The organism is Pseudomonas granadensis, from assembly GCF_900105485.1.
GTDB classification, from domain to species: domain Bacteria; phylum Pseudomonadota; class Gammaproteobacteria; order Pseudomonadales; family Pseudomonadaceae; genus Aquipseudomonas; species Aquipseudomonas granadensis.
In genome coordinates this window covers 2,204,387-2,229,341 of sequence record NZ_LT629778.1, presented here as the reverse complement: position 1 = coordinate 2,229,341, position 24,955 = coordinate 2,204,387, and the positions used below count along the sequence as shown (strand labels likewise).

Sequence of the window (24,955 nt, the reverse complement as noted above, 5' to 3'; positions counted from 1 at the left end):
TGACCTTTGCCAAAGCGCTTGCCGCGACGGAATCTGGCGCACTCGCTCAACAAGGAGTTGCCATGAAACTGTATTTCGCCCCGATGACCTGCTCGCTCTCGCCCCACATCGTTCTGCGCGAGTTGGGTTTGCCTTTCGAACTGGTCCGAGTGAACAACCAGAGCAAGCGCACCGCCGACGGCCACGACTTTGGAGAGATCAACCCGAAGGGCTACGTTGCCGCGCTGATGCTGGCTAACGCAGAAGTGCTGACCGAAGGGCCAGCGATCCTGCAGTTTCTTGTCGATCAAGTGCCGGGCAACTCGCTCGCACCGGCGGCTGGCACCTGGGAGCGCGCACGCTTGCAGGAACATTTGAATTTCATCAGCTCGGAGATTCACGGCGGCAGTGCGCCGTTGTTCAACGCGGATATTCCTGAGCCGGTCAAAGCGATATTTCGGCAAAAGCTGTTCAAGCGCCTCGACTTTCTCAATCGCCAACTGACGGATCAGGATTATTTGATGGGCGGTTTTGGCGTGGCGGACGCTTACCTGTTTTCCGTGCTGATGTGGTTGCCGACGTTCAATATCGCTATCGAGGACTGGCCAGCGTTGGCCGTCTATATGCAGCGCATCGGTGCTCGGCCCAGCGTGCAATCGGCGTTCGCCGCAGAAGCCGCGACGTTGCCGGTTTGAGCGTACGCGGCGTGATCGAAGCGGGCCTTGTCGGCGTCGAGTCTGTAAACTGCCGCGATCTTCACTCGCTCAAACAAGGGATTCCCATGGCCAACCAAGACATCACCTTCACCCCCGATCCGGACGCCGACTCGATCTCTTCCGACGTGGCGACCTTCGGCGGAATCATGGTTTCCACCCAGATCCCGACCCGCGCCGACGGCAGCCTGGAACTGGGCGATATCACCACCCAGAGCGAATGCACCCTGCAAGCGCTGAAAGTCGCGCTGGAACGTGCCGGCAGTTCGATGGACCGGGTCATGCACCTGACCATTTACCTCACCGACATGGCCGATCGCGCGGCATTCAACGAGGTGTACCAGCGATTCTTCGCCAAGCCATGGCCGGTGCGTGCGGCAGTGGGCGTGGCGGCGCTGGCGGTCGAGGGGATGCGAGTGGAAGTAACGGCGATGGCGGCCAAGGCCTGATCTGACCTCTGCAACACCCTATAACCCTGTGGGAGCCAGCCTGCTGGCGATAGCGGCCATGCACTCAACATTTATATTGGCTGAACCACCGCTATCGCGAACAGGCTCACTCCTACAGGGGTTTTGTGTAGGGCTTGAATTTTGTGGGAGCGCAAGGCCCTTGTGGGAGCCAGCCTGCTGGCGATAGCGGTCTGACATTCAACATCGATGTTGGCTGAACCACCGCTATCGCGAGCAGGCTCACTCCTACAGGGGTTTTGTGTTGGGCTTGAATTTTGTGGGAGCGCAAGGCCCTTTTGGGAGCCAGCCTGCTGGCGATAGCGGTCTGACATTCAACATCGATGTTGGCTGAACCACCGCTATCGCGAGCAGGCTCACTCCTACAGGGGTTTTGTGTTGGGCTTGAATTTTGTGGCAGCGCAAGGCCCTTGTGGGAGCCAGCCTGCTGGCGATAGCGGTCTGACATTCAACATCGACGTTGGCTGAACCACCGCTATCGCGAGCAGGCTCACTCCTACAGGGGTTTTGTGTTGGGCTTGAATTTTGTGGGAGCGCAAGGCCCTTGTGGGAGCCAGCCTGCTGGCGATAGCGGTCTGACATTCAACATCGATGTTGGCTGAACCACCGCTATCGCGAGCAGGCTCACTCCTACAGGGGGTTGTGTGATTCTTGAGTTCTGTGCCATCGGGCAGCGCGGGCGTGCCGCCTGCGCGTTTCGCGGGTAGAATGCGCGCCTAACCGTGACAGCCTGACTAAAAAAACTATGTCCTTGCCCAAGCATCATCTGGAATTGCTCAGCCCTGCCCGCGACGTGGCCATCGCCCGTGAGGCGATCCTGCACGGCGCTGACGCCGTGTACATCGGCGGCCCGAGCTTCGGCGCGCGCCACAACGCCTGCAACGAAGTCAGCGAAATCGCCGAGCTGGTGGAATTCGCCCGGCGCTACCATGCGCGCATTTTCACCACCATCAACACCATCCTGCACGACAACGAACTGGAGCCGGCGCGCAAGCTGATCCATCAGTTGTATGACGCTGGTGTCGACGCGCTGATCGTTCAGGACCTGGGCGTGATGGAGCTGGACATTCCACCAATCGAACTGCACGCCTCGACGCAGACCGATATCCGCACCCTGGAGCGGGCGAAGTTCCTTGATCAGGCCGGTTTCTCGCAGCTGGTACTGGCGCGCGAGCTGAACCTGCAGGAAATCCGCGCCATCGCCGACGAGACCGACGCTGCCGTCGAGTTCTTCATCCACGGCGCGTTGTGCGTGGCCTTCTCCGGCCAGTGCAACATTTCCCACGCGCAGACCGGACGCAGCGCCAACCGTGGCGACTGCTCGCAGGCCTGCCGTCTGCCGTACACCCTGAAAGATGAAAAGGGTGGCGTGATTGCCTACGAAAAACACCTGCTGTCGATGAAGGACAACAACCAGAGCGCCAACATCCGCGCACTGGTCGAAGCCGGCGTGCGCTCGTTCAAGATCGAGGGCCGCTACAAGGACATGGGCTATGTGAAAAACATCACTGCCTATTATCGCCAGCGCCTCGACGACGTGCTGGAAGATCGCCCGGACCTCGCCCGCGCGTCCAGCGGCCGCACCGCGCATTTCTTCCTGCCCGATCCGGAAAAAACCTTCCACCGTGGCAGCACCGATTATTTCGTCACCGATCGCAAGATCGACATCGGCGCCTTCGACTCGCCGACCTTCACCGGTCTGCCAGTCGGCACAGTCGAGAAAGTCGGCAAGCGCGACATGCAAGTGGTGACCCACGAGCCGCTGTCCAACGGTGATGGCCTCAACGTCCTGGTCAAACGCGAAGTGGTCGGTTTCCGCGCCAACATCGCCGAAGCCAAGGGCGAGTTCGAGGAAGATGGCGAGAAGCGCTACCGCTATCGCGTCGAGCCGAACGAAATGCCCGAAGGCCTGTTCAAGCTGCGCCCGAATCACCCGCTGAACCGCAACCTTGACCACAACTGGCAACAGGCGCTGCAAAAGACCTCGTCGGAACGTCGCGTGGCCCTGAGCTGGCTGGCGCGTCTGCGCGAGGAACAGCTGGAAATCACTGCCACCAGCGAAGAAGGCATCAGCGCCAGCGTCACCTTGCCCGGTCCGTTCGGCGTGGCCAACAAGCCTGAGCAAGCGCTGGAACAGTTGCGCGATCTGCTCGGCCAGCTCGGCACCACCCAGTACCACGCCACCGACGTCAAGCTCGATGCGCCGCAGGCATTCTTCATCCCCAACTCGCAGCTCAAAGCGCTGCGCCGTGAAGTGATCGAGGCCCTGACCGCCGCCCGCGTCGCCGCGCATCCACGTGGCAGTCGCAAGGCCGAAACCAGCCCGCCGCCGGTGTATCCGGATTCGCACCTGACCTTCCTCGCCAACGTCTACAACCAGAAGGCGCGCGACTTCTACCACCGTCACGGCGTGAAGCTGATCGACGCGGCGTACGAAGCTCACGAAGAGCCGGGCGAAGTGCCAGTGATGATCACCAAGCACTGCCTGCGCTTCTCCTTCAACCTGTGCCCGAAACAGGCCAAGGGCGTGACCGGCGTGCGCACCAAAGTCGCGCCGATGCAATTGATCCACGGCGATGAAGTGCTGACGCTGAAGTTCGACTGCAAGCCGTGCGAGATGCATATTATCGGCAAGATGAAGGGCCACATCCTCAACCTGCCGCAACCGGGCAGCGTGGTTGGCCACATCAGCCCTGAAGACCTGATGAAGACCATCCCGCGCGCACCGCACTGAGTGCCTGGCCTGGGCGGTGCTTCGGCGCCGCGCAGGCTGGCCTTGCTGTGCCTTGCCAAATCGCAGGCATAAAAAAACGCCAACTTCTTGCGAAGTTGGCGTTTATTCGAATATGGCAGGGGCGGCTGGATTCGAACCAACGCATGGCAGGATCAAAACCTGCTGCCTTACCGCTTGGCGACGCCCCTACTGCTCTTTCCAGCGGCCCGTTGGGTTCGCTGTGAGAACGGGGCGCAATTTACCAACATTGTTTGGCTTTGGGAAGCCCGGCGTGAAATATTTTTTGTTTTAAAACAGCGACTTAATTTTTTCATCGTTAAACAGCCCGGCGCCGGGCACCTTCAGCCACTGTGTATCACACTGTATACGTGCGCAACGACGATACATCGCCTTGCAACAAGGCCTCTTTCAGACACAGCCCGGATACGTCCATCCGCTCAAATGCACTCACGGTTTCAAGGTTTCATTCAGCCCCTTGACCAAGGCATGCACAGGAGACGTCCCCATGAAAAAGGCACTGCACACCCGTAAAACCGCATTCGGTTTGTCGATCCTGGCGCTGTCGCTGTTCGGCACTGTCGCCAGCGTTCAGGCGCAAACCGCCGAACCGGCTGAGATCAGCTATTCCGCACCCTCGCCCTTCGGCCCGCTGAAACACGTGAAGGCCGGCGTGCTCGACGTCGCCTATGCCGAAACCGGCCCGGCCAACGGCCCGGTGGTGATCCTGTTGCACGGCTGGCCCTACGACATTCACAGCTACGACGAGGTCGCGCCGCTGCTGGCCGCCAAGGGTTATCGAGTGCTGATGCCCTATGCGCGCGGTTACGGCGATACGCAGTTCCTCTCCAAAGACACCCTGCGCAACGGCCAACCGGCGGCGCTGGCCAGTGACGTCATCGACTTCATGGACGCACTGAAGATCAAGCAAGCCGTGCTCGGCGGCTACGACTGGGGCGCGCGTTCAGCGGACATCGTCGCGGCGCTGTGGCCGGAACGCGTCAAGGCGCTGGTGGCGGTCAGCGGCTACCTGATCGGCAACCAGGCCGCCGGGCAAAACCCGCTGCCGCCGAAAGCCGAACTGCAGTGGTGGTACCAGTTCTACTTTGCTACCGAGCGCGGTCGCGCCGGTTATGAAAAGAACACCCATGACTTCGCCAAACTGATCTGGCAACTCGCCTCACCGCAATGGAAATTCGACGACGCGACTTTCGATCGCAGCGCCAAGGCCTTGCAGAACCCCGATCATGTCGAGATCACCGTGTTCAATTACCGCTGGCGCCTGGGCCTGGTACAGGGCGAAGCGCAATACGCGGCGCTGGAACAGAAACTCGCCACCGCGCCGTCGATCAGCGTGCCGACCATCACCCTCGAAGGCGACGCCAACGGCGCACCGCACCCGGCACCGGAGGATTACGCCAAGCGCTTCACCGGTAAATATCAGTTCCGCTTGATCAGCGGCGGCATCGGGCACAACTTGCCACAGGAAGATCCAAAGGCGTTTGCCCAGGCTGTCATCGATGCGGATCATCTGTAGAAACACAAAAGCAGTTAGCCGCAACGGCTGACTGCTTGATTGGTTAGAGGTGGGCTTGAGGCTCGAGGAATGGTCAGGTTCAGTGTAAAAGCTTGCAGATTCTTTGCCTGAACTGACGTCATCGCGAGCAGGCTCACTCCTACAGGGGAACGCATTTCAAATGTAGGAGTGAGCCTGTTCGCGAAGACGCCCGTTCAGACACTCTCAAGCCCGACTAACGTGCGCAATCACTCGGTTGGCACCACAAGATCCAACGCCTTGTTAACCGCCAACTCACCCAACATGACCACCTGCGCAATGCCCAACAAAGTCTGGCGATTCGAGCCCTCCAATACCCCCGCAAAATTGCCAAGCATGACCGTGGCGGACGCCAGGGAACCGCTGGCATTGGTCAGCAACGTTTCGGCGTCCGATTGCGGGTTGACCATGAACAGCGGGCTGGGCGTATAGGGCGTGGCCATGATCGCGGCGGGCAACAGGTAATGGTCAAGCGCGCGCTCCGCCGCTTCGTGGAGCTTTCGCGAGTTGGGGGATGCGTACGGCGAGGCCGGGTCAGTGAGCGGTGCTTCGGGTGGCTTGGACATCAGCTGCAACTCCAGACAGGAACCCCTCGAGGCTCGTTAACGGATGATCGTCACTGCGACGGGTTGGGCAAGCGCTGATTATCCAGCACGCGGTTTACCGTCAGCTCGCTGAGCATGATCACCTGTCGCAGGATGAGCATTTTTTTGCGCTGGGAACTGTCAATCGAATCGGCAAGTTCACGGGCCATGTCACTGGCCGAGGACAGGGTTTCCGTCGCCTCGACGAGCAGCGTTTCGTTATCCACGGTGGGGTCGATGAGGTAGATCTTGCCGGTGTTGCGCGTGGGAATCGAAATCTTGTGCGCCCCGGGACTGAGGTAGAAGTTGATGGCGCGATCGGCGGCGTCTTTGATGTTTTGAGGTTCGAGTGCGGCGTCGTAGGGGATTGGATCGGTGTCTGGCGGGTTGGGCGTGACTTTGAACATAAAGGACTCTTTGTCTTGAGGAAATGAAAGAGCCGTCACTTTCGCTACCAAACGAAGGGTGGCGGCCACACGTGGGTTGGTAGACCGGTCAAGACAGAGAAAACCCGGCGCCCCCGAAGGAGCCCCACGCATGGCCACCATATAAAACCGAATCCCGGAAAGAGACTGGTTCTGGCGATGCCAAACGTTTGTCGAGAAACGGGCTACCAAACCCGATCACTGTTTTGCAGTGACAGGGAAACGATACAGCCCGCCTCGTGACTCGTAAGCCGGCGGATTCTGGCGTACGCGTAGGCAACGGCGCAAGGAGTTGTAGCCGCTATGGCGTAACAGTTGGTGTGATTTAAACGTTGGTGCTCGGTGACGTTTAAGAGCCACCCTCACCCTCATCCCCTTGGAGAGGGAGCCGATTTGGATTGGCTTTGAAGTTTGCGTTCGACTCGATATTTCTTCTCGGCCAGTTCGCGCATCCACCACGGTCAGTTCCCTCTCCCTTTGGGCGGTCCGACGTTTCGGGAGGGCTAGGGTGAGGGGCTTTTGATCTTGCACTTTTTTTCTTCCTGCCGATGAGGCCGGCACGGCAAGATCAAGGGCACTCGAGCTGGCGCTCATTGTAAGAAGTGGTGAGCACAGCGCTTGGCTTGGTTTTGTGGTGGATTTGCCCCTCACCCCAGCCCTCTCCCCCTGGAGAGGGAGCCGATTTGGATTGGCTTTGAAGTTTGTGTTCGACTGGTATTTCTTGTCGGCGCAGCTCGCGCATTCACCACGGTCAGTCCCCTCTCTCCGGGAGAGGACGGGGTGTTTGGGCGAGGTACGCCGACTTGAGATACCGAGGTGAACTGGGAAAAGTAAAAGCGTTGGTGCTATTTGACCAAGCGCTTCTCTTTGGAAGGCCGATACCCGAAATAGGCGCTGTAGCACTTGCTGAAATGACTCGGCGAGACAAACCCGCAGGCCACCAGCACTTCCACTTGCGACAGTTCGGTGTGTTGCAGCAGGCGGCGGGCTTCGGTGATGCGCAGTTCCAGGTAATAACGCTGCGGCGTGGTGCCGAGTTGTTCCTTGAACAGGCGCTCCAGTTGCCGGCGGGAACGTCCGGCGTACACCGCCAGTTGTTCCAGTTCCAGCGGCTCTTCCAGGTTGGCATCCATCAGTTTGACCACTTCACGCAACGGTGCACTGACGCAGAGGTTTTCGTCCGGTTTTATCCGCCGGTAGCGCGACTCCTCGAACGCGAGAATGTCCTCGACACCCTCGACCAGCGCCTTGCCGTGCAGGCTCTTGATCCAGTCCAGCGCCATATGGAAAGCCCCCGACGGGCTCGACGCGGTGAGCCGGTCGCGGTCGATCACATAAGGTTCGCTGCTGACGTGCGTGGCCTTGGCGATTTCGGTCAGCGCCGGGCGATGTTCCGGGTGAATCGCGCAGCGGTAGCCGTCAAGCACCCCGGCGCGGCCGAGGAACCACGAACCGTTCCACAACCCGGCCAGACTGACGCCCCGCTCCGCTGCCAACCTGAGCACATGCACAAACCCATCGCTCGCCCGCAGCTCGGTGCGATAACCGCCACACACCACCAGCAGATCCAGCTCTTCGAGCGCAGCGGCGTCAAGGCGTGCATCGGGGCGAATCACCAGCCCCAGATCGCTGATGACCTCGCCCTCGCCTAGCCCGAAGGTGCGCGAGGTGAACAACCCCGGGCGCAACAGATTGGTGGTCACCACGGCGTCCAGCGTCTGCGTGAAGGCCGGTAGCGAAAAGTGTTCGAGCAGCAGAAAACCGGTGCGCGTCAGCTGCACGCTATCGCTATGTTCATTCAGATAGCGGAGGTTTTTGCCCTTCATGCCTCCGCTGAATTGGCGTCGTTCGGTCAAGTTTCAGTCCATCGGTCATGTTGTTGTGCGCCGATAGTTGGCCGGAAGCGGTAAAGAGTCAATCGTGCGTGTGACGGGATGATCAGCCGCGCCTCAAACGAACGAGAACATTCCCGCGCCTGCTCGCCCCTCGAGTCGGCCACAAAGCACGTAATGCTGGTAACCGCTGCTGAAAGCCCCGTTGGAAACCGCAACCCGGACATCGTCGTTCAGGCGCAGGTATTGCGCCTCGTCGAAGTTTTCCGCACTGACTTCGCCGGCACGCCCCAGCCGTTCGCTGTCCACGGGAAACCCGAGATTTTCGAGGCGTTCGAAATCGATGATGCGATTGACGGCGTGTTGTTCGAGTGCGCCCTGATTGGGAAATGTCGAGTAAATGTGCAGACCTTTGTTCGCACAGCGGCTGCACATGTCGATGCAATTTTGCTGGGTCGATTTGCGCCGCGTCAGTTCGGCCAACGGCATGTCGAGATACTTGCCGACCTGATACTCGGACTGATTGAAGATCGTGCAGCACAGTACGGTATTGCCATTGCAGTCGATCACCAGCCAGTTATCCTTGAGCTGGCACGCCTGCTTGGGATATTGCTGCATGACGTTCACCAAGTCATCGTACGGCGGCAATGCAAGGCGTTTCAGGGTTTCGTAATCGGTAGCCGTAACAGAGGGGTCGCGCTCGACGATTGCCAGGGTCTTTTCCAGAGGCATCATCACCGAATAGCCAGTGGTAAACACAAACCCGAGACGCTCACTGAAGTCGCGCATCAGTGCTTCTTCGTCGATGTTGTCCAGGTAGCGGTGATAGTAGACATCGACACGAGTGCTCAAGCCCAGGCGTTGCTTGATCTCATGCAGGGCAATCATGTTCTGTTTGACGACTTCGATATCCCCGCCCACATGGCCCTTTTTGTAGGTTTCCTGATAGAAACCCGACAGCGATATGCGGAAGTAGCTCGGCTCGGCCAGCAAGGCCTTTTCCATGTTCTTGGCCAGATTCAGGTTGGTGCTGATACCGCTCGCCATGCCGGCGGCGTTGATGATCTCGATAAACTCGCCGATTTTCGGATGAACCAAGGGTTCGGTCCAGTTATAGAGGAAGATCGTCCGCACGCCCTCCGACCGGGCCTTTTCGACAATCTGCCGGAACATGTCCAGTTGCATGGCTTTTTTGAAATTGAGATTTTCCGAATTACCCATTGGGCATGACGGGCAGCTCAGATTGCAGGCGCCGACGATATCGATGTACATATTCATTATGAGCATTGCTCCCTGAGTCGAACGTGCGCATCTCATCATTGCTCGCGTTCGGGTCGCCGGGATCGTTGTTTTTTTGACGACATTGATTCGCGGAAAGCAATAAGCGCACCAGACTCGTCACGCCATTAACGCCACGATCCAGTCGATAAACACCCGCAACTTCAAACTGACATGCCGGTTCGGCGGATACGCCAGGTAAAGCGGCATGCTTTCCAGCCGCCAGCCTTCGAACAATGGCACCAGTTCGCCGCGCGCAACATGCGCATCGGACATGTACGTCGGCAGCCAAAGCACCCCCATCCCGGCCAGACCCGCCGCCAGGTAGGCATTACCGTCGTCGACCGCCAGAACATGGCGCCCCTTGATTTGCAAATGTTCACGGCCGTTGTCCAAGGCGTATGGCACGGGTTTGCCCGTGCGCGCCCAGAGAAACCCGACCACCCGATGGTGCGAGTCTTCCAGCTCTCGCGGATGCTCAGGCGTGCCAGCGCGAGCCAGATATTGCGGCGCGGCAAACACGCCCAATGGCAGATCGGCGACTTTACGCGCCATCAACGACAGATCCAGCAGTTCGCCCCCGCGCACCACGCAATCGACGTTCTCATCAATGATGTCAACGATGCGGTCGCTTACGCCCATATCGATTTGAATGTCCGGATATCGCGCATGGAACTCCGGCAGTGCCGGCACCAGAATATGCCGCGCAAACGGACTCGGCACATCGATACGCAATCGCCCCGACGGCACTGCCGCAACGCCCGGCAAGCTGGTCTCCGCGTCGTCCAGTTCGGCCAGCAGCTTGACCACTCGCAGGTAATAAGCGGCGCCATCGGCGGTGACGTTGACCTTGCGTGTGGTGCGGTTGAGCAGTTTGACCCGCAAGCGTGCCTCCAACTGTTGCACCAGCTGGGTCACAGTGGTCTTGCTCATGTGCAGGGTTTCTGCCGCTTTGGTGAAGCTCCCCGCCTCGACCACCCGGGCGAAGGCCTGCATTGCGTCAAAACGATCCACGGTGCGCGCCTCGATTGTTTGGAATTTACAAACAGTGAACGCCAAGCTTGCGCGTTTATCGGCCCGCTGCAAATACCTAAAGTGGCGCCATCACCTCACTGATGGAGACACCCTGATGACTCAGCGCGACGTTGTTTTCCCGCCCACCCGCCGCACGCTCTACGAGCGCCACCGCTATTCACCGGCGATTCGCTCCAACGGTTTTTTGTTCGTCTCCGGGCAAGTCGGCAGCACCGAGGACGGCACGCCAGAACCGGATCTGAAAGATCAGGTGCGTCAGGCTTTCCACAACCTCAACGCGATCCTCGATGAGGCCGGCGCCAGCTTCGAGGACGTGGTCGACGTGACGATTTTCATCGTTGATCCGCAGTCGAAATTCGAAACGATCTGGAACGTCGTGCTGAGCGAATTCTGGGGGGATGCACCGCACCCGACGGTGACGGCGGTGGGCGTAACCTGGCTGTATGGGTTCGATTTTGAGATCAAGGTGATCGCCCGGTTGCCCGAGGCAGCCTGATCGATTTACAACACGGTCCGGCGGCTGAAAATACCCGGACATAGCCGACCGGTTGCCAAGCCCAGCCGTGTCTGGTTGCATAGCCATCCTCAATCACGGGCTCACCTGAGGTATCTGATCGTTCCCACGCTCTGCGTGGGAATGCAGCCGTGACGCTCCGCGTCACTGGACGCAGAGCGTCCCTTGAGGCATTACCACGCGGAGCATGGGAACGATCGCATCTTTTTATCTTCAACAAAAAGGCCCCGGAGCTTTCACTCCGGGGCCGAGCGCCTGACCAAGGCGCTGGCCTTTGTGCGTGTGAATACGTATAACCTCGCCGACTCGTCTACCCTGAGTGTGCGTCACACGTCGCGACTTCAGCCTTTTGGACGCTTACGAAACGGAGAATTTCATGCTCAAACGAACCCTGGCACTGACCGCCGGCCTGGCCCTGTCTATGTCTGCGCTGATGGCGCAAGCCGCTGATGTGTTACGCGTCAGCGCGATTCCGGACGAAGCGCCGACCGAACTGCTGCGCAAGTTCGAACCGCTGGGCGCGTATCTGGAACAGCAACTTGGCATGAAGGTGCAGTTCGTGCCGGTGGCCGATTATCCGGCCGTGGTTGAAGCCTTGGCTACCGATCGCCTCGACATGGCCTGGCTCGGTGGTTTTACTTTTGTTCAGGCACGTTTGAAGACCGAGGCGACGACGCCAGTAATTCCCTTGGTCCAGCGTGAGCAGGACGCGCAGTTCACCAGCAAATTCATCACGGCCGACCCGAACGTCAAAAGCCTCGCGGATCTCAAGGGCAAGACCTTCGCCTTCGGTTCGGTGTCGTCGACTTCCGGCAGCCTGATGCCGCGTTATTTCATGCTGAAAAACGACGGCATCAAGCCAGAAGCGTATTTCAGCCGTGTCGCCTATTCCGGCGCCCACGACGCCACCGTCGCCTGGGTGCAGGCCGGCAAGGTCGACGCCGGTGTACTAAACGCCAGCGTCTGGCAGAAACTGGTGGATGCCGGCAAGGTCGACACCAGCAAGGTCAAGGTCTTCGCCACCACGCCGACCTACTTCGATTACAACTGGACCGTGCGCGGCACCCTTGATCCGGCCCTCGCGGCGAAAATCAAGAAAGCCTTCCTCGATCTCGACCCGGCCAAGCCTGAGCAGAAGAAGATCCTCGATCTGCAGGCCGCCAGCCGCTTCATCGACACCAAACCCGAGAATTACAAGGGCATCGAGGAAGCCGCCCGCGCCGCCGAATTGTTGAAATGACCCTACGCCTCAACCAGGGCAGCCTGCGCCATGCCAATGGCGTCGATGCCCTTCGCTCTGTCGATTTACAGATTGCCGCGGGCGAGCAGGTGGCGATCATCGGCCCGTCCGGCGCCGGCAAATCGAGCCTGCTCAACCTGCTGGCCACCGCGTTGCGGCCCAGCAGCGGTGACATCGAAGTGCTTGGCGAACGCGCCTGGCATTTGTCCGCCCGCCAGCGTCAACGCCTGCGGGCGCGGATTGGCCTGGTGCATCAGGCGCCGCCGCTGCCGCCCCGTCAGCGTGTGGTCACGGCGGTATTGGCCGGCAAGCTTGGCCAATGGAGTCTGGGCAAAAGCCTGTTGAATCTGTTGCATCCGCTGGATGTGGCCGGTGCGCGTGCGGCGCTTGCGCGGCTGGATCTCGGTGACAAGCTGTTTGCGCATTGCCAGCAATTGTCTGGCGGCCAGTTGCAGCGTGTCGGCATCGCCCGCGTGCTGTATCAGGCGCCGGAGGTGTTGCTGGCCGACGAACCCGTGTCGGCGATGGACCCGGTGATGGCCGGGCATACCTTGTCGGTGCTGTCGCGCCATGCCCGCGAGCATGGCGTCACCCTGGTGGCGAGCCTGCACGCGGTGGACCTGGCACTGTCGCACTTCCCGCGCATCATCGGTCTACGTGACGGACAAATCCTGTTCGACAGCCCGTCCGGGCAAGTCAGCCACGAGATGCTCGACGCGCTGTACGCCAACGAAAAACTGCAATCGCCGACTGCGGCGGTGGCGCCGCTGACCGTGCAGATCCCACGATGCTGAAGGCCGATTCACGCGACCCGGCGGCCTGGCCGAGATTGCTTCTGACGCTGTTGGCGATTGCCGTGCTGTGGCCGGGCATTCATTTGAGCGAACTGAATCTAGGCGTGTTGCTGCCTGACAGCCAGAACGAGATGGGCCGCTTTGTCGCGCAGTTCTGGCCGCCAGCGCATGACGCCGCGTTCATGCAGATTTTACTGACTGCGACCCTGCAAACCCTGGCCATTGCCACGGCCGGCATGGCCTTGGCGTTGCTGCTGGCGGTGCCGGCCAGCCTGATCGCCAGTCGCGCGTTGTCACTGTCGGCGGCGTCACGGGGCGGCGTCCCGAGTCGCTGGGGACGGCTGCTGCGCTGGCCGGTACGCGGCTTGCTGATTTTCCTGCGCAGCGTGCCAGAGATCGTCTGGGCGCTGCTGTTCGTGCGTGCGGTCGGCCTCGGCCCGGCGGCAGGCGTGCTGGCGATTGCCATCACTTACAGCGGCATGCTGGGCAAGGTGTACGCGGAGATTTTCGAGTCCACCGACCAACGCCCGGCCCACGCCTTGATGCAGGCCGGCAGCGGTCGACTGGCGGCGTTCGCCTACGGCACGCTGCCCAATGTCGCGGCGGAACTGCTGTCTTACAGCGTCTATCGTTGGGAATGCGCGATCCGCGCTTCCGTGGTGATGGGCTTTGTCGGCGCCGGAGGTCTGGGCCAGCAGATCGACTTGTCGATCCGCATGTTCGCTGGCGGCGAAGTGGCGAGCATGCTGCTGATGTTTCTGCTGCTGGTGCTGCTGGCCGACCAGTTCAGCCGTTTGCTGCGCTGGAGGCTGGCATGAATCGCCTGATCAATCTGCTGCTGATCGTGGCGATCGGCGTCGCGGTCATTGCATCGTTCAGCTATCTGGGGCTCAACCTCGGCGAACTGGGCAGCGCTGCCAGCCTCAAGCAGATGGGCGCTTATGTGCAGCGCTTTCTCAGTCCGGACCTGAGCGCGGACTACCTCAAAGCGATTCTCCACGGTTCGCTGGAAACCCTGGCCATGTCGGCGCTCGGCACGTTGCTCGCCGCGGTGTTCGGCATCGTCCTGGCGCTGCCCGCCGCCGGGCGTTTCGGCTGGCCGCTGCAAAGCCTTTCGCGCCTGTTGCTCAACGGTCTGCGGGCGATTCCGGAACTGGTCTGGGCGGCGCTGATGGTGTTGGCGGCGGGCCTGGGGCCCAACGCTGGCACCCTCGCCCTCGCCTTGCACACCACCGGCGTGCTCGGTCGGCTGTTCGCCGAAGCGCTGGAAAACACCCCGCCGCAACCGGCCGAAGCGATCCGTTTGCAGGGCGGCAATCCGCTGCTCGCGTTCTGCTACGGCACCCTGCCGAACCTTGCGCCGCAACTGCTCGCCTACATGCTGTATCGCTGGGAAAACAACATCCGTATGGCCAGCGTGCTGGGCTTTGTCGGCGCCGGCGGGCTGGGGCAGATGCTCTACGTCAGCCTGAGCCTGTTCCAGGAAGCCCAGGCCAGTACGGTGATTCTGGCGATGCTGGTGCTGGTGTTTCTGGTCGACTGGTTGAGTGCCTGGAGCCGCCAGCGCTGGGTCAAGGCCTAGGGTTTACAGGCAGCTCAGTGGATATCTGGCGAAAGCTGATTATGCTTGAGGAAACCTCGCCGCCCGGCGAGGCGGTCAGACTGTGCACGCGACACGCGACAGCAAGGGCGATATTTGCCACAAGGCCAGAGTGAACAAGCAGTAACGGGGGACTCCGGCCTACAACAATAAGCACAACGGAGAACACCCATGGCCTCAATCGACACAGCATCCACCGGCAGTCCACCGCGCAGCGGCGGTATCACCAAGGAAGAGCGCAAGGTTATCTTCGCTTCATCCCTGGGCACGGTTTTCGAGTGGTACGACTTTTACCTCTACGGCTCACTGGCGGCGATCATCGCCAAACACTTCTTTGCCGGCGTCAACGAAACCACCGCGTTCATCTTTGCCCTGCTCGCCTTTGCGGCGGGCTTTGCGGTGCGGCCGTTCGGCGCGATCGTGTTCGGCCGGCTCGGCGACATGATCGGGCGCAAACACACTTTTCTGATCACCATCGTGATCATGGGCGTGTCCACTGCCATTGTCGGCTTGCTGCCCAGTTACGCGACCATTGGCGTCGCCGCACCGATCATCCTGATCATCCTGCGTTTGCTCCAGGGGCTGGCGCTGGGCGGCGAATATGGCGGCGCCGCGACTTATGTGGCCGAGCACGCGCCGCGCAACCGGCGCGGCTTTTTCACCTCGTGGATTCAAACCACTGCCACGCTCGGGCTGTTTCTGTCGCTGCTGGTGATTCTGGCCTGCCGCACCGCGCTGGGCACGGAAGCGTTCGAAGCGTGGGGCTGGCGGATTCCTTTTCTGCTGTCGATCCTGCTGCTGATCGTCTCGGTGTACATCCGTCTGCAACTGAGCGAGTCGCCGGTGTTCCAGAAAATGAAGGCCGAAGGCAAGGCGTCGAAAGCGCCGCTGACCGAATCCTTCGCCCGCTGGGACAACCTCAAAGTGGTAATCATGTCGCTGCTCGGCGGTACGGCCGGGCAAGCGGTGGTCTGGTACACGGGGCAGTTCTACGCATTGTTCTTCCTGTTGCAGACGCTGAAGATCGATGCGCAGACTGCCAACCTGCTGATCGCCGGCTCACTGATCATCGGCACGCCGTTCTTCGTGATCTTCGGCAGCCTTTCCGACCGCATCGGGCGCAAGCCGATCATCATGGTCGGTTGCATTCTGGCGGCGCTGACTTACTTCCCGATCTTTAACGCGCTGACTCAGTACGGCAATCCCGATGTGTTCGTGGCGCAGGATAAAAACCCGGTCAAGGTGATCGCCAATCCCGATCAGTGCTCGTTCCAGTTCGACCCGGTGGGCAAGGCCCGATTCACCAGTTCCTGCGATCTGGCGAAGACGCTGCTGGCGAAACGCGCGATCCCTTACGAAAACGTTAACGCCGAACCGGGCACCGTGGCGCAAGTGCGCATCGGCGACAAGGTCATCGAGAGCTTCGAAGGCAGCGCCCTGCCCGCCGCCGACTTCAAGGCACGCAACGACGCGTTCACCGCCAACCTCGCCGCCGCCCTGAAGGAAGCCGGTTACCCGGAAAAAGCCGACCCGGCGAAGATCAACTACCCGATGGTGCTGCTGTTGCTGACCATCCTGGTGATCTACGTGACCATGGTCTACGGGCCGATTGCGGCATGGCTGGTCGAACTGTTCCCGACGCGCATCCGCTACACCTCGATGTCGCTGCCCTACCACATCGGCAACGGCTGGTTCGGCGGCTTCCTGCCGACGGTGGCCTTCGCCATGGTCGCGGCCACCGGGGATATCTATTACGGCCTGTGGTACCCGATTGTCATCGCCGTGATGACAGCGGTGCTCGGCACGTTCTTCCTGCCGGAAACCAAGGACCGCGACATTCTCAAGGACTGATCGGTGATCACGGCGCCCGCTTGCAATGGGTGGGCGCCATTCGCTGTCAGCCGGCTGAAAAAGATCGAACCCGCCGCTTTGTGACGCCTCCAATGGTTACACCAATGGAGGTCACCACCATGAACAGCAACCACAACGACAAAACCCCGAACGGCCCACCTACCGACACTTCCGGTAAACCGGTGAATGTGGTGGAGCGTGCGCTTGAAGATCGCGATGAAACCACCGAGGGCGTGGACAAGGTCATTACTCCGTCGTCGACCCGGGTGAAAGAGCAGGACGCCGAAGAGCTGCAGCGCAAGGTGGATGAGATCGAGCGCAAGGTGGCGGATGGCAATTGAGGAGGTTTGGTCAGTTGTAGCCCGTTCTGCCCGAGCTATGAGGGAGAATGTGCTCGACGCTGAATGTTCTTCGGGCTCGAGACCGTCTGCCCTCACCCTAGCCCTCTCCCGGAGGGAGAGGGGACTGATTGGGGGATATTCAAGCGTTACGCTAGCCTGAACGATTCGCTGTGAATCCATAATCGACACGGTTCTTCAGGTCGATGTAGGACAAAAGACACTGCGGTCAGTCCCCTCTCCCCCTGGGAGAGGGCTAGGGTGAGGGCTGTTGCAGGCTCAACGCATTTCCCAGAGCAGCCCCACCCGCCGTGTTATCAAAAATGCACCAGGTCTCGACACCTTGCGCCGCCTCGGCCTGCAACCTCTTGCGCAGCACCTGCAGAAAATCCGCCGAATAATCGCTGAAATAAATCCGCGGCGATCCATGCAGCCGCCAATACCGCACCCCCGCCCAACCTCGCGGTTTGCTGTCAGTGCTGATGCGCGGAGGATCCACCGCTGCCTGAGCGATTCGATGACTGACCAGCATCGGCTCAGCCGCCACCCAAGTGTCATGTCGCGGCTCCAGCACCACAGCGCCGTCAAAGCGCTCACGCAACAGACGAAAAAACCTGTCTGCCCCAACCTCATCAAACCCCAGCGACGGCGGCAACTGCACCAGCAGACACCCCAATCGATCCCCCAACCCCCCGCACTGCGCAAGGAATTCATCAAGCAGCACTTCACAACCGAGCAAGCGCCGCTCATGGGTAATCTGTTTGGGCATTTTCACCGAAAAGCGAAAACCGTCCGCCACCGAGTCAGCCCAGCGTTCATAGGTCTGGCGTCGATGCGGACGGTAGAACGAGCTGTTGATTTCCACCGCATTGAGCCGCGCCGCATAGCGCTGCAAATGCGTGCCGACCGAAGGAAATTGCGGCCAATACTCACGGCCCAGACTCCAGCCGGCACAGCCAATCAACAGCTTCGCTGCACGCTCATCGCTGTTCATTTCTTGCCTGGCAACACCGCGCCGAGGACTTGCTTGGCGGTTTGCACAATCACACCGGCCTCGTCCGGGTCACCTTTGAGCAGCGTGGTGGCGAACTTTTTCGCCTGTTCCAGCTTGATGTGTGGCGGTAGCGGCGGCACGTTCGGGTCGGTCTTGAATTCGATCAGCACCGGCACGTCCGAGGCCAGCGCCTGCTCCCACGCGGCGGCAACATCCTCTTCGCGATCAACGTAAATACCCTTGAGACCAATCGAGATGGCGAACAGGTGATACGGCACATCGGGAATGCTTTGCGAAGCCTCGAACTTCGGATCGCCCTCCATCACCCGCTGCTCCCAGGTCACCTGGTTGAGGTCTTCATTGTTGAACACCGCGCAGATCCATTTCGGGCTTGCCCACTGCCGCCAGTATTTGGCGACTGTGATCAGCTCGGCCATGTTGTTCATCTGCATCGCGCCATCGCCCACCAGCGCGATGACCGAACGTTCGGGGTAGGCGAACTTGGCAGCAATCGCGTAGGGCACGGCGGCGCCCATCGAGGCAAGGCCGCCGGACAGCGAGCATTTCATGCCGCGACGGGTTTTCAGATCGCGTGCGTACCAGTTGGCGCACGAACCGGAATCGCTGGTGATGATCGCCTGCTCGGGCAAGCGTGGTGACAGCTCATAAACCACGCGTTGCGGGTTGATCGGATTGGCTTTGGCCATGGCGCGTTTTTCCAGGGTCTTCTCCCAGGTACCGCGCCAGCCTTCGATTTTCTTGCGCCATTTGCCCGCGTCTTTTTTCTCCAGCAGCGGCAACAGCGCGGCGAGGGTTTCTGCTGCGTCGCCGACCAGGTTGACCTCCATTGGGTAGCGCAGGCTGAGCATGTCGGGTTGCAGATCGATCTGCACGCCACGGGCCTGGCCTTCCTTGGGCAGGAATTCCGAATACGGGAAACCCGAACCGATCATCAGTAAGGTGTCGCATTCGCTCATCAGCTTGTAGCTCGGCTCGGTGCCGAGCAGGCCGATGCTGCCGGTGACCCACGGCAACTCGTCGGGCAACACGGCTTTGCCGAGCAACGCCTTGGCCACCCCGGCGCCGAGTTTTTCCGCCACGGCAATCACTTCATCGGTCGCCTGCAACGCCCCGGCGCCCACCAGAATGGCGACTTTCTGGCCGGCGTTGAGCACTTCGGCGGCGCGCTGCAGATCCGCCTCGTAAGGCAGCACTTTCGGCTTGCTGTAGCCGACGCCTGAATGCGCCGTACCATGGGCTCTGGGCGGCGCTTCGTAAGGTAGATCCTGCAAATCATTGGGCAGGATGATCGCCGTCACCCGCCGTTCTCCGACAGCCGTACGCACCGCACGATCAAGCAGATGACGGACCTGCGCCGGCGCCGATGCCTGTTGCACGAACGCGCCGGCGACGTCCTTGAACATTGAAACCAGATCGAGTTCCTGCTGGTAGTGACTGCCCAGCGCCGTGCGCGCCTGCTGGCCGACGATGGCCAGCACCGGCATGTGGTCCATCCGCGCATCGTATAACCCGGTGATCAAGTGCGACGCACCAGGACCGGAAGTGGCGATGCACACGCCGAGCTCTCCAGTGAACTTGGCATGGGCCGAGGCCATGAACGCGGCCATTTCCTCATGCCGCGCCTGGACGAATTCGATCTTGCCCTGCGCCCGGCTGAGCGCACCGAACACGCCATTGATGCCGTCGCCCGGGTAGCCAAAAATGCGCGTCACGCCCCATTCGCTGAGCCGTTCGACCAGAAAATCTCCCACTGTCATCGTCATCTTGATCCTCGCCTTTCACCGTTTACAGGGTGCATTTGCGACGCGGCACGCGCCGGCAGGTGTATGGGTCTGGACCATCGACGGAACGGCGAAGTTTCGATGAATTTGCACTGGCGAGCGATTCGCCAGCGAGACTGGATGACGCATCGAAGAGCCTTTTGTCAGCCATTCGACGAGTTTTTCTGAGGCGTTCGCCCTCCCCCGCGGTCGACTGCACAACGACCGCCGGAGGACGAATGATGACTGACGTAACTTCTTTTTTGCTCGAGCGTAACGACTGGGTACCGAACAATCCGCAGTTGCCGGTGCTGGTGTATTCCAGCGCGATAGCCCTCGAAGGTGACGACCCGGCCGCGCTGATCGAACAGACCTTTCGTGCCAACGGCTGGCCGCCGCAGTTTCGCTATCACGTTTACGATTTTCACCACTACCACACCCAGGGCCATGAGGTGCTGGGGGTCGCTCAGGGTCATGCGCGGCTGATGCTCGGCGGGCCCGGTGGACGCGAGGTGCAAGTCAGTGCCGGTGATGTGCTGCTGCTGCCGGTCGGCACTGGCCATTGCAGCCTGGAGTCCAGCCCCGACTTTCTCGTGGTCGGCGCATATCCACCCGGGCAGCAAGGCGATATTTGCACTGAAGCGCCGAATGCCGAGCAACTTCAGAATCTCGCCGATGTGGAGTTTCCGCAGCAGGACCCAGTGCAGGGCGAGCACGGCGCACTGTTGCAGCGCTGGGCCAGATAGCGCTCAGCGATGCGGGTGCACGGTCAGCGCGACGAGTCTGCTCACCACTGGCCGAACCACCAGAATGCACAGGAAGGCCACCGGCATCGCCAGTTTGTAGGCGTGCAAGGCATTGCTCAGGTAATCGTTATCAATTCCGGCGTTCGCCGCGGTGATCACCAGCGACATGAGAAAGGCCATGATCGTCGCCATGTACAACGCGAACACATACGGCGTGGCTCGCGGCGAGAGCTTGCGGCGGCTGGAGATGGCGGTTTCGGTGGCTTCACTCATAGGGCTTTTTTCCATTGACATTGACAGGGAGCCCGCACCTTAGCAACGCCGCCGGCACGCAACTAGACGGCTACCGGCTGGTACTTTATAAAGCAGAATTTACGAATCTGCGGTGCACGGCCCCTGAATGAATCTTCTCGCGGCGATTGCCAGTTTTATCAAAGTGGTGGAATCCGGCTCGATCGTCGGCGCCGCCAAATCGCTGGGGGTGAGCGCGGCGGCAGTGAGCCAGACGCTCAACCGTCTCGAAGCGCATCTGGGCGTACGCCTGCTGCAACGCACCACGCGGAGCATGGCGCTGACTGAGAACGGCGCGGTGTATTACGAAAAGGTCAGGCAGATTGCGGCGGATCTGGAATCTGCGCAGAGTTCGATCTGCGGCGATCAGGAAGAACTCAAAGGACGTCTGGTCATCGCGTCCACCGCCGCGTTCGGCCGGCACGTGCTCGCGGGCCTGATCGCCGGATTCGCCGCGCAACACCCAGGCCTGCTGATCGAGCTGTCGACCACAGACGGCAAGATCAATCATATCCAATCTGGCATCGACCTGAGCCTGCGCATCCGCCCGCAACTCGAAGATGGCATTGTTGCGCGCAAGCTGGTCTCGTTGCCCTTCATTTTTTGCGCCGCACCGGCTTATCTCGAGCGCGCCGGTTGGCCGCAATCGCCTGATGACTTGCAACACCACGCCTGCCTGGCCTTTCGTTACCCGCTGGACGGGCGCTTCCTGCGCTGGGGTTTTGTCCGCGACGGGCAGCGTTATGACGCGCCCATCCAGGCCAGCGCGATCAGCGACGATATCGACGCGCTGACGCAAATGGCCGTGCATGGCGCGGGTATCACCCGTCTGGCCGAGTTCGTCGCCGCGCCATATCTGGCCAGCGGCCAACTGCTGCCGTTGTTCGACAACCCGCACAGCGCAGTGACCGAGCCAATGGATATCTACGCCTGCGTGCAGGAACGCGCGGCGATGACGTCCAAAGTCCGTGCGTTTCTGGCGTACCTGACGCAGCAACTGGCCGCACGCTGGCCGAAGGACGAGTCTGCTGCCAGCAACTAACTCTGGCATGCGCCGGAAATTTTCCTTACGGTGACCCTCTACTTTCAGCCTGCCCACGATGAGGTCCGATTCATGAGCAATGCGCCTTACGTTCCGCCCAAAGTCTGGAAACACGAAGCCCCGTCCGGCGGCCACTTCGCCAGCATCAACCGCCCGATCGCCGGGCCGACTCACGACAAGACCCTGCCGGTTGGCAAACACCCCTTGCAGCTGTATTCGCTGGCCACGCCCAACGGCGTGAAAGTGACCATCCTGCTTGAGGAACTGCTGGCGCTGGGGCATGCCGGCGCCGAATACGACGCCTGGCTGATCCGCATCGGCGAGGGCGATCAGTTCTCCAGCGGCTTCGTCGAGATCAACCCGAACTCGAAGATTCCGGCGCTGCTGGACCGTAGCGTCGAACCACCGATCCGCGTGTTCGAGTCCGGCTCGATCCTGCTGTACCTGGCGGAAAAATTCGGCGCATTCCTGCCCAAAGACGCGGCCGGACGCACCGAAACACTCAACTGGCTGTTCTGGCAAATGGGCTCGGCGCCTTATCTGGGCGGTGGCTTCGGGCATTTCTACGCGTATGCCCCGGAAAAACTGGAATACCCGATCAACCGCTTCACCATGGAAGCCAAGCGGCAACTGGACGTGCTCAATCAGCGTCTCGCAGAAAACACTTACCTTGCCGGCGACGAGTACACCATCGCCGACATCGCGGTGTGGCCGTGGTATGGGCAACTGGTGCGCAACAACGTCTACTCCGCCGCCGAATTCCTCGCCGCGCACGAATACACCCATGTCCAGCGCTGGGCCGAAGACATCGCCCAACGCCCGGCGGTAATACGCGGCCAGCGCGTCAATCGCACCTGGGGCGAAGAAGCCAGCCAAGTGCCGGAACGCCATAGTGCAGATGATCTGAACTGATACCGGCATTGTTACAGGCTGACCGCGTTCCGGCTGAAAGAACGCGGTCAAACTGTAGGAGCTTGCCTGCAAGCGATAGCGGTTGAACATTCAACTTCGTATTGACCGAAAGAAAGCCATCGCCAGCAGGCTGGCTCCCACAGTTGGGCCAGGTACATCTCACAGATTTTGATGGGCTGTCAGGCCGCTATCGCTTGCAGGCTCCCCCACAAAGACCGCGCGCAACAACCAGGCCGAGTGTTAGCTCGAGTGCTTTTGATCTTGATCACCGGCGACGTTGGAAGCTGAGGCTTGAAATCAGCCTGAAAATCAAAAGCCCCTCATCGGAACGCCGCCCGCCTAGCCCTCTCCCGGAGGGAGAGGGGACTGACCGTGGTGGATGCGAGTGCTACGCCAACGTGCAATACCGAGTCGAACTCAGGTTTTGAACAGCTCACAAATCGGCTCCCTCTCCCTCGGGAGAGGGCTGGGCGGGCGGCGTTCCGATGAGGGGCGAATACACCGCAGATCGAAAGCCAACCATCCGCTTCTAACCACTCAACAATGAGCGTTAGCTCGAGTGCTTTTGATCTTGATCCACCGGCGACGTCGGAAGGCTGAGCGGAGGGATTGATCCGGGCGTGGGAGCGCAGCGACCGTCTGGCGCAGCCAGACACAGCGGAAGTAGGTGCAGCGAAGCAAACCGTAGCCGCTGCGCCCGGATCGATTCCGCAGCGAAGGGACCCGAGCCTGCGAGGGCCGAACGCAGGAGCAAGCGTTTTTTTGCTTACTTTTTTTAGGCGCTTGTAAAAAAAGTGAGTCGCCGTCAGGCGAAACCGCCAGCCGCAGCACCCGAAGCAACGGATATGTCCCCACATAAGGCGCCCCCGGAACCGTCCGCAGCGCCCGATTTCCGCTACCGGCTATTAGTCACCAACCGCAATCCGCGATAGTCTCCCAGCGAATTCCTCAAGAAGCACCGCACCATGACCAACCCGGCATTTGCCCCCGACATCGAAGCCATCAACCGCATTGACGCGGTGCCGGTGATCCTGAGCATGGTCAAACACCTCACCGGCATGCGCTTCGCCGCGGTGGCGCGGGTAACCGAGCGCAACTGGGTAGCCTGCGCCGTAGACGACTCGATCGATTTCGGCCTGTTGCCCGGCGGCGAACTGGTGCTCGAATCGACCATTTGCCATGAAATCCGCCAACACCAGCAACCGGTGATCTTCGGCCACGCCAGTGCGCACCCGATCTTCTGCGTGCACCACACGCCGAAGACCTACGGGCTGGAAAGCTACATTTCGATCCCGATCATCCAGGCCAACGGCGACTTCTTCGGCACCCTCTGTGCGATCGACTCGGTGCCAGCAAACCTCGACGAACCGGCCATCGCCAAGACGCTCACGCTGTTCGCGCAACTGATTGCCATGAGCCTCGATACCCAGAATCGTCTGGAAGCGACTACCGCCGAACTGAGCAACGCCAACGAACTCGGGCGCCTGCGCGAGCAATTCATCGCCGTGCTGGGCCACGACCTGCGCACCCCGCTGAGCGCCGTGCGCATGAGCGCCGACCTGCTGCACAGCAGAACCGAGGACAAGCGCTCGCTGAACCTGATCGCGGCGATTCGCAACAGCTCAGTGCGCATGGGCGTACTGATCGAAAACATCCTCGACTTCGCTCGCGGTCGCCTGGGCAGTGGTATCCCGGTCCAGCGCAAGTTCGTCCACGACCTGGAGCACGTCCTGCAACTAAGCGTTGCCGAAGCGCAGGCGGCTCATCCCCAGGCAACGTTTGTTCATGATCTGGGTTTACCGTCGGGAGTCTACTGCGACGCCCTGCGCATCAGCCAATTGCTCTCCAACCTGCTGAGCAACGCCGCCACCCATGGCTTGAACAGCGCGCCGATTGTGCTCAAGGCCTTTGCCGAAAACGACGAGATCGTCATCACCCTGACCAACCACGGCACCCCGATTCCGGCGCAACTGTTGCCACGCCTGTTCGAACCGTTCACCCGCGCCGAAGCCGAGCAAAGCCGCGAGGGTCTGGGCCTGGGCCTGTACATCGCCGCGCAGATAGCGACCGCGCACAACGGCACGCTGCACGTGACGTCAGACGCCGAATCGGGAACCTGCTTCACGACAAAATTCCCGGCCCGCCTCGCCCCCTCACCCTAGCCCTCTCCCAAAGGGAGAGGGAACTGACTGGGGTGGATGTGAGGGCTACGCCGACCTGCGATACCGAGTCGAATGCGAATTTTGAACGGCG

23 protein-coding genes and 1 tRNA gene are annotated in these 24,955 nt (G+C 60.6%); 15 read left to right on the top strand and 9 right to left on the bottom strand.

Translation table 11 applies throughout. The features are described from left to right. The first annotated feature begins 62 nt into the window (after positions 1 to 62). From gstA to BLU52_RS09870, 3 genes are all read left to right on the top strand, one after another. On the top strand, positions 63 to 674 hold the full coding sequence (gene gstA, locus BLU52_RS09885; RefSeq protein WP_090283007.1) for a glutathione transferase GstA: 612 nt from the start codon (positions 63 to 65) through the stop codon (positions 672 to 674). Positions 675 to 760: 86 nt separating this feature from the next. Continuing rightward, positions 761 to 1,141, top strand: a complete 381-nt coding sequence (locus BLU52_RS09880) for a RidA family protein (RefSeq protein WP_090283006.1) — start codon at positions 761 to 763, stop codon at positions 1,139 to 1,141. Positions 1,142 to 1,904: 763 nt separating this feature from the next. Continuing rightward, positions 1,905 to 3,893: a peptidase U32 family protein gene (locus BLU52_RS09870; protein WP_090283004.1), complete on the top strand. Its 1,989-nt coding sequence runs from the start codon at positions 1,905 to 1,907 to the stop codon at positions 3,891 to 3,893. Between the two features lie 113 nt (positions 3,894 to 4,006). Here the strand turns inward: BLU52_RS09870 and BLU52_RS09865 are convergent. Further along, a tRNA-Gln gene (locus tag BLU52_RS09865) sits at positions 4,007 to 4,081 on the bottom strand. A 317-nt stretch (positions 4,082 to 4,398) separates the two neighbouring features. Here BLU52_RS09865 and BLU52_RS09860 point away from each other — a divergent pair. Then, positions 4,399 to 5,427, top strand: coding sequence for an alpha/beta fold hydrolase (locus BLU52_RS09860; RefSeq protein ID WP_090283003.1), 1,029 nt, complete (start codon positions 4,399 to 4,401; stop codon positions 5,425 to 5,427). Positions 5,428 to 5,654: 227 nt separating this feature from the next. Here the strand turns inward: BLU52_RS09860 and BLU52_RS09855 are convergent, their stop codons facing one another. The 5 genes from BLU52_RS09855 to BLU52_RS09835 all read right to left on the bottom strand — a co-directional run bounded on the left by BLU52_RS09855 (position 5,655) and on the right by BLU52_RS09835 (position 10,578). Continuing rightward, positions 5,655 to 6,011, bottom strand: a complete 357-nt coding sequence (locus BLU52_RS09855; protein WP_090283002.1) for a DUF6124 family protein — start codon at positions 6,009 to 6,011, stop codon at positions 5,655 to 5,657. A 50-nt stretch (positions 6,012 to 6,061) separates the two neighbouring features. Continuing rightward, positions 6,062 to 6,436, bottom strand: coding sequence for a DUF6124 family protein (locus BLU52_RS09850; protein WP_090283001.1), 375 nt, complete (start codon positions 6,434 to 6,436; stop codon positions 6,062 to 6,064). A gap of 863 nt (positions 6,437 to 7,299) precedes the next feature. Beyond that, positions 7,300 to 8,310: a GlxA family transcriptional regulator gene (locus BLU52_RS09845; protein WP_197677961.1), complete on the bottom strand. Its 1,011-nt coding sequence runs from the start codon at positions 8,308 to 8,310 to the stop codon at positions 7,300 to 7,302. Positions 8,311 to 8,403: 93 nt separating this feature from the next. Continuing rightward, positions 8,404 to 9,564 carry a radical SAM/SPASM domain-containing protein gene (locus BLU52_RS09840; RefSeq protein WP_090282999.1) on the bottom strand — a complete coding sequence of 387 codons (1,161 nt, stop codon included), beginning with the start codon at positions 9,562 to 9,564 and terminating at the stop codon, positions 8,404 to 8,406. 120 nt (positions 9,565 to 9,684) lie between these two features. Continuing rightward, entirely contained in the window at positions 9,685 to 10,578 is an 894-nt protein-coding gene (locus tag BLU52_RS09835; RefSeq protein ID WP_090282998.1) for a LysR family transcriptional regulator, read from the bottom strand. Positions 10,579 to 10,693: 115 nt separating this feature from the next. On the opposite strand from BLU52_RS09835, the gene BLU52_RS09830 reads away from it, so the two are divergent. From BLU52_RS09830 to BLU52_RS09800, 7 genes are all read left to right on the top strand, one after another. Then, complete coding sequence (locus BLU52_RS09830; protein WP_090282997.1) at positions 10,694 to 11,095, top strand: RidA family protein; 402 nt, start codon at positions 10,694 to 10,696, stop codon at positions 11,093 to 11,095. Between the two features lie 394 nt (positions 11,096 to 11,489). Continuing rightward, on the top strand, positions 11,490 to 12,353 hold the full coding sequence (locus tag BLU52_RS09825) for a putative selenate ABC transporter substrate-binding protein (protein WP_090282996.1): 864 nt from the start codon (positions 11,490 to 11,492) through the stop codon (positions 12,351 to 12,353). Then, entirely contained in the window at positions 12,350 to 13,147 is a 798-nt protein-coding gene (locus BLU52_RS09820) for a phosphonate ABC transporter ATP-binding protein (protein ID WP_090282995.1), read from the top strand. Before BLU52_RS09825 ends, BLU52_RS09820 begins: the two co-directional genes overlap by 4 nt. Further along, positions 13,141 to 13,965, top strand: coding sequence for a PhnE/PtxC family ABC transporter permease (locus BLU52_RS09815; protein WP_090282994.1), 825 nt, complete (start codon positions 13,141 to 13,143; stop codon positions 13,963 to 13,965). The genes BLU52_RS09820 and BLU52_RS09815 overlap by 7 nt, the downstream gene beginning before the upstream one ends. Continuing rightward, positions 13,962 to 14,729 (top strand): phosphonate ABC transporter, permease protein PhnE, encoded by a 768-nt coding sequence (phnE, locus tag BLU52_RS09810; RefSeq protein ID WP_090282993.1) that lies wholly within the window; start codon positions 13,962 to 13,964, stop codon positions 14,727 to 14,729. The genes BLU52_RS09815 and phnE overlap by 4 nt, the downstream gene beginning before the upstream one ends. Before the next feature lie 189 nt (positions 14,730 to 14,918). Then, positions 14,919 to 16,598, top strand: a complete 1,680-nt coding sequence (locus BLU52_RS09805) for an MFS transporter (RefSeq protein WP_090282992.1) — start codon at positions 14,919 to 14,921, stop codon at positions 16,596 to 16,598. A 119-nt stretch (positions 16,599 to 16,717) separates the two neighbouring features. Beyond that, positions 16,718 to 16,939 (top strand): hypothetical protein, encoded by a 222-nt coding sequence (locus BLU52_RS09800; RefSeq protein WP_090282991.1) that lies wholly within the window; start codon positions 16,718 to 16,720, stop codon positions 16,937 to 16,939. A gap of 253 nt (positions 16,940 to 17,192) precedes the next feature. On the opposite strand, the gene BLU52_RS09795 is transcribed toward BLU52_RS09800, so the two are convergent. Next, complete coding sequence (locus tag BLU52_RS09795; protein ID WP_090282990.1) at positions 17,193 to 17,930, bottom strand: DUF72 domain-containing protein; 738 nt, start codon at positions 17,928 to 17,930, stop codon at positions 17,193 to 17,195. Then, positions 17,927 to 19,714: a thiamine pyrophosphate-requiring protein gene (locus BLU52_RS09790; RefSeq protein ID WP_090282989.1), complete on the bottom strand. Its 1,788-nt coding sequence runs from the start codon at positions 19,712 to 19,714 to the stop codon at positions 17,927 to 17,929. Before BLU52_RS09790 ends, BLU52_RS09795 begins: the two co-directional genes overlap by 4 nt. A gap of 236 nt (positions 19,715 to 19,950) precedes the next feature. On the opposite strand from BLU52_RS09790, the gene BLU52_RS09785 reads away from it, so the two are divergent. Beyond that, complete coding sequence (locus BLU52_RS09785; protein ID WP_408003550.1) at positions 19,951 to 20,457, top strand: cupin; 507 nt, start codon at positions 19,951 to 19,953, stop codon at positions 20,455 to 20,457. 3 nt (positions 20,458 to 20,460) lie between these two features. On the opposite strand, the gene BLU52_RS09780 is transcribed toward BLU52_RS09785, so the two are convergent. After that, positions 20,461 to 20,730, bottom strand: a complete 270-nt coding sequence (locus BLU52_RS09780) for a DUF2798 domain-containing protein (RefSeq protein ID WP_090282988.1) — start codon at positions 20,728 to 20,730, stop codon at positions 20,461 to 20,463. Between the two features lie 127 nt (positions 20,731 to 20,857). Here BLU52_RS09780 and BLU52_RS09775 point away from each other — a divergent pair, with 127 nt between their 5' ends. The 3 genes from BLU52_RS09775 to BLU52_RS09765 all read left to right on the top strand — a co-directional run bounded on the left by BLU52_RS09775 (position 20,858) and on the right by BLU52_RS09765 (position 24,864). Next, complete coding sequence (locus BLU52_RS09775; RefSeq protein ID WP_090282987.1) at positions 20,858 to 21,790, top strand: LysR family transcriptional regulator; 933 nt, start codon at positions 20,858 to 20,860, stop codon at positions 21,788 to 21,790. Between the two features lie 72 nt (positions 21,791 to 21,862). Beyond that, a complete protein-coding gene (gene yghU / locus BLU52_RS09770) occupies positions 21,863 to 22,702 on the top strand; it encodes a glutathione-dependent disulfide-bond oxidoreductase (protein WP_090282986.1) in 840 nt (279 codons plus the stop codon). A 965-nt stretch (positions 22,703 to 23,667) separates the two neighbouring features. After that, entirely contained in the window at positions 23,668 to 24,864 is a 1,197-nt protein-coding gene (locus tag BLU52_RS09765) for a GAF domain-containing sensor histidine kinase (protein ID WP_090282985.1), read from the top strand. Positions 24,865 to 24,955 lie beyond the last annotated feature (91 nt).